Below are 4,750 nucleotides of genomic sequence, written 5' to 3'. Positions count from 1 at the left end.
GCGGGGCTCCCGGCACCCGCCTCTTCCGCTGCCTTCACCACATGGGCGACCATCGGCAGCCCGGCAATCTGGTGCAGCACCTTCGGCAGCACGCTCTTCATGCGCGTGCCTTCGCCGGCGGCGAGGATGACGGACAGGCAGGATCTCTGGCTCATGGAAAGGACAACCATATGAAAAGGGATCAGGAATCGAAGATAGGTAGCATCTGGCGCCATGCTGCACCAATGCGGTTAAATTCCGGTGAGGTGGGTCGAGCAGCTGGTCGATATTGCCACTAGCGAGACGTAAGATAGTCCGGATCCTTGGCTGCGAGCAGTCGTTCGACCGAGGCTTGGAAAGCGGCCACGTCGCTTCCTTGTTTGGCAAGCAGACTCTCCATGTGCTTAATCCCGCCCTCATAATAGGGCCCGAACACCTTGGACAGTGCGATCGACTTAGCCTTGGCAGTCACGTCCGCATGTAGCAGCTCTATCATGGTTGGGGGGACCGTGCTGCTCGCCACGCCCGTCCGAAATGCCCCCCATCTCGGCCTTGCGTCGGCGCAATCTGATTCCATTCGATCAAGAATGGATCGCCCTTTCAATTTGAGGCCTTCCCGATCCGTCTCGCGGTCGGCCACCTCTGACCCTGCAGCACTTAGGTAGACGTAGACCTGCCACATTGCCTGTATGGTATCGGGAACCCCCGCTCCGCGAGGTTGCGGCATTTCAAGGTGAACTCGCTCGTCCAGGAAGCAAGCCAATAATTCTTCCTGCCGGCGATGGTCCGAAAACAGGAAAGCATCCGATTGCCCAAAGTTGAACAGTTTGTGGATCGCCTCTATCCGCAAGTCGGCCCATATCTCGACAACGCTTGCGCCCTCTCTGCGATGGGCAGGATAGGACAACTTCCCCGCTTTCACTGCATTGACGTAGTCGCGCACAGATGCGGCCAACGCTACAGCGAGCGATTGTGGCCGGACAAATTGCTCAGCCAGGGCCTTGAGTTCATGGTCAGGCTGGCTCGATTTCTTCCTCAACCAATTCCACATAGGCTGCCTCCCCAATTGCCTAAGTCGATTTCGCGTTTGCAACGACAGCGCTAGCTGTCAGGAGAGGGCAGAGCTGGCGGCTCCTGATAGGCCTCTAGCTGCCACGGCCCTTGATAGTCGGCAATCACGCCTTCGTCGGCCATTGGCATCTTGGCAATCGTAGCGATCTGCCCAAGGCACCGGTTCAGGTGCCCGCGGAGCACCTCCAGTGCATCAAAATAAGCCTGCCGGGTGTCAGGCGGTCGATAGAATTCTCCAAAGCGTGGATGCAGCGGGGCGTTCTCGTCGCGCCGGAGCAGTTCCTCGAACGTCATAAATTGGCGAATACCCAGAGCCATCGCGTCAAGCAGTAAGTACAGCGGCCCATCCTGCAAGTCGGCAAGCTCTACCCGTTTGTCCACGAGCGTTTGCCTGATTTCCCCAAGCGACTTGAGCGCATTGTCAATGCAGCCATCGCAGCACTCCCAAGCGGACAGAATCCTGCGATCCCGGAGCCGAATTACGAGCTCGCGGGCAACCTTACGCTCTCGATCATTCGGGCTGACAGCGATACTGATAAATGGGAGGTTAATCGTCACGTCACCCAAGCGACCATCCACTTGCCTCCGCGCTCGCGCCAGCAAGTCGGCAATATCGAATCTAAAAGGAATTTTTCCACTTCTCATGCTGCACAATATCAAGCTTTGAATTGATTGTGCGAGCTTTTGCAGGCTCACGTCAATATTGCAGTGTAAGACCAAATGGAGCGGGGAAATTCCGATCCGGAACTTACTACGCAAGTGAAACAATATCCGTAAGCCCGCTTGAGCTCGAACGCCTACCCCAACCGCCCCAGCAGCGGAAAATTCTCCAGCAGCCAGTAAGACACCGTCTGAACGCCGCCGGTGAGGAAAAACACGCCAGCGACAACCAGCAGCGCGCCTATTGCTTTTTCAACCCGGCCGAGATGAACGCGGAATTTGCCGAGGAAGCGCATGAAGGCGCCGGAAAACAGCGCTGCGATCAGGAACGGGATGCCCAGCCCCAGCGAATAGGCGGCGAGCAGCAGCGCGCCCTCGCCCACCGTTTCACGGCCGCCGGCCAGCGTCAGGATCGGTCCCAGAACCGGGCCGATGCACGGCGTCCAGCCGAAGGCGAAAGCCAGCCCCATGACATAGGCCGCGATTGCACTTGCCGGCTTCCCTTGCGACTGGAAGCGTGCCTCGCGTGACAGCAGCGGAATGCGCAGGACGCCGAGGAAATTCAGGCCCATGAGGATGATCAGCACGCCTGCGCCCATGGCCAGCGGCTCCTGCCAGACGCGCAGCAGCCGGCCGATGGTCGAGGCGCCGGCGCCGAGCGCGACAAAGACGGTCGAGAAGCCGAGCACGAAGGCGATCGAAGAATAGATCAGCGCGCCGCGTGCGCCTTCACGCGCTGTCGCACCCGCATTGCCACGGAAATCGTCGACCGAGACGCCGGCCATATAACAGAGATAAGGCGGCACCAGCGGCAGCACGCAAGGCGACAGGAACGAAATCGCCCCAGCCCCGACCGCGCTGACATAGCCGATGTCCAATGCCATTTCCAAGAACTCCAATGTCGTGACGCCGATATAGCGACGCGCAGCCTTGTCCACCAATCACCATTGTGTTGGCAAGATCATCCATTGCCCGACGCACTTGCCAGGAAGAAACGACAGCCCGCAGGCGTTGATGCTGTGAGGCCGCGATTTCCCGCGCGTCTCCAGATATCAGTCAGGAGATTTCCATGAAAACCATAACCGCAGGACTGGCAGCGCTTCTGCTCAGCACCGCCGCATCCTTCGCTGCCGACGCGTGGAAGGAAGCCGAGGTCAATGGCGCCAAGATCTACACCGACGCCAATGGCATGACGCTTTACACCTATGACAAGGACGAGAAGGGCAAGAGCAACTGCTACGACAAATGCGCCACCAACTGGCCGCCGCTGAAAGCCGAAGCCGGCGCCAAGGCGGATGACGAGTGGAGCGTCGTCGACCGCACCGACGGCACCAAGATGTGGGCCTATGACGGCAAGCCGGTCTACACCTTCATAAAGGACAAGAAGCCCGGCGATGTGACCGGCGACGGCGTCGGCGAAGTCTGGCATATCGTCAAGGCCGACTAAGCACGCCATTCCCGCTGCTGGCGGGACAAGGGCTGGTCGCCGGGCATCTCCATGCCATCCGGCGGCCGGCATCGAACAGCCCGTTATAATGTCGCCCGTCCTGGTTTGGGCAGCATTTCAACGACTCGGCGGAAAAATGAATCGGGTCGTTTCCGCTGACTCAGACCCACCATCTGCCTTTCCCAAATTCTGTGATTTTCTCCATACACTCTAAGAGTGTATTGCTGCGGACCGGCCCGCAATTTGGGCGCTTCCCCTTGACCGGATGCAAAAGCGCGGCCATGTGAGCGACAAATAGAACGAGATTTCGTCGCGCGCAGCGGAATTCTTCTGCCGCACCACAGCTGATATGAGACCTCATGGACGTCGTCGTCGTCGAATCGCCGGCCAAGGCGAAGACAATCAACAAATACCTCGGCAAGAACTACAAGGTTCTGGCCTCGTTCGGCCATATCAGGGACTTGCCGGCCAAGGATGGCTCGGTGCGTCCGGATGAGGATTTCGCCATGTCCTGGGCGGTCGACACCGCCTCCGGCAAGCGCCTCGCCGACATCGCCAAGGCGGTCAAGGACGCCGACGGCCTGATCCTCGCCACCGATCCGGATCGCGAAGGCGAAGCGATTTCCTGGCATGTGCTGGAAGTTCTGAAGCAGAAGCGCGCGCTGAAGGACAAGCCGGTCAGCCGCGTCGTCTTCAACGCCATCACCAAATCGTCGGTGCTGGAAGCGATGGCCAATCCGCGCCAGATCGATGCGCCGCTGGTCGATGCCTATCTCGCCCGCCGGGCGCTGGATTATCTCGTCGGCTTCACGCTGTCGCCGGTGCTGTGGCGCAAACTGCCGGGCGCCCGTTCGGCCGGACGCGTCCAGTCGGTTGCGCTGCGTCTCGTCTGCGACCGCGAATCCGAGATCGAGCGCTTCATCCGCGAGGAATACTGGCAGATCGCTGCACTGCTGGGCACGCCGCGCAACGAGAATTTCGAAGCGCGGCTGACCGCCTTCGATCGCAAGAAGCTGCAAAAGCTCGACATTTCCAACAAGGCGCAGGCCGACGACATCAAGTCGATGCTCGAAGGCGCGACCTTCAAGGCGGTGTCGGTGGAAGCCAAGCCGACCAAGCGCAATCCCGGCCCGCCCTTCACCACCTCGACGCTGCAGCAGGCCGCCTCGTCGGGTCTCGGCTTCTCGGCCAGCCGCACCATGCAGGTGGCGCAACGCCTCTATGAAGGCATGGAGATCGGCGGCGAGACCACCGGTCTGATCACCTATATGCGAACCGACGGCGTGCAGATGGCACCCGAGGCGATCGACGCCGCACGCGATGCCATTGCCAAGGAATTCGGTCCGAAATACCTGCCGGAAAAGCCGCGCCAATATACGGCCAAAGCCAAGAACGCCCAGGAAGCGCACGAAGCGATCCGCCCGACGGATTTCATGCGTACCCCGGCATCGGTCAGGCAATATCTCGATTCCGACCAGATGCGGCTCTATGAGCTGATCTGGAAGCGCGCCATCGCCAGCCAGATGCAGCCGGCCGAAATCGAGCGCACCACCGCCGAGATCGAGGCGGTCAATGGATCGCGCACCGCGGAGC

6 protein-coding genes are annotated in these 4,750 nt (G+C 60.1%); 2 read left to right on the top strand and 4 right to left on the bottom strand.

Annotated features, from left to right (window positions below; translation table 11 throughout):
• From EOA22_RS38800 to EOA22_RS11485, 4 genes are all read right to left on the bottom strand, one after another.
• On the bottom strand, positions 1 to 155 hold a 155-nt coding region (locus EOA22_RS38800; RefSeq protein ID WP_245478619.1), incomplete at its 3' end, for an NTP transferase domain-containing protein.
• 119 nt (positions 156 to 274) lie between these two features.
• On the bottom strand, positions 275 to 1,030 hold the full coding sequence (locus EOA22_RS11495) for a hypothetical protein (protein ID WP_063167903.1): 756 nt from the start codon (positions 1,028 to 1,030) through the stop codon (positions 275 to 277).
• A gap of 50 nt (positions 1,031 to 1,080) precedes the next feature.
• Positions 1,081 to 1,746, bottom strand: coding sequence for a hypothetical protein (locus EOA22_RS11490; protein WP_127224175.1), 666 nt, complete (start codon positions 1,744 to 1,746; stop codon positions 1,081 to 1,083).
• Between the two features lie 101 nt (positions 1,747 to 1,847).
• The gene (locus tag EOA22_RS11485; protein ID WP_063170222.1) at positions 1,848 to 2,594 is read right to left on the bottom strand and encodes a cytochrome c biogenesis CcdA family protein; all 747 of its coding nucleotides are present in this window, start codon (positions 2,592 to 2,594) and stop codon (positions 1,848 to 1,850) included.
• A gap of 185 nt (positions 2,595 to 2,779) precedes the next feature.
• Between EOA22_RS11485 and EOA22_RS11480 the strand changes: the two genes are divergently transcribed.
• Together EOA22_RS11480 and topA are read left to right on the top strand one after the other, a co-directional pair.
• Positions 2,780 to 3,157, top strand: a complete 378-nt coding sequence (locus EOA22_RS11480; RefSeq protein ID WP_024503571.1) for a hypothetical protein — start codon at positions 2,780 to 2,782, stop codon at positions 3,155 to 3,157.
• A gap of 359 nt (positions 3,158 to 3,516) precedes the next feature.
• Positions 3,517 to 4,750, top strand: a 1,234-nt coding sequence (gene topA, locus EOA22_RS11475) for a type I DNA topoisomerase (RefSeq protein ID WP_127389973.1), incomplete at its 3' end; no start/stop codon positions are given.

The sequence above is a fragment of the Mesorhizobium sp. M7A.F.Ca.US.014.04.1.1 genome (assembly GCF_003998745.1).
Classification (GTDB): domain Bacteria; phylum Pseudomonadota; class Alphaproteobacteria; order Rhizobiales; family Rhizobiaceae; genus Mesorhizobium; species Mesorhizobium ciceri.
This window is presented reverse-complemented; position numbering and strand designations above follow the sequence as displayed.

Excerpts from the sequence above, each read along its gene's own strand:
- EOA22_RS11495 (WP_063167903.1), bottom strand. The coding sequence starts at position 1,030 with ATGTGGAATTGGTTGAGGAAGAAATCGAGCCAGCCTGACCATGAACTC.
- EOA22_RS11485 (WP_063170222.1), bottom strand. The coding sequence starts at position 2,594 with ATGGCATTGGACATCGGCTATGTCAGCGCGGTCGGGGCTGGGGCGATT.
- EOA22_RS11480 (WP_024503571.1), top strand. The coding sequence starts at position 2,780 with ATGAAAACCATAACCGCAGGACTGGCAGCGCTTCTGCTCAGCACCGCC.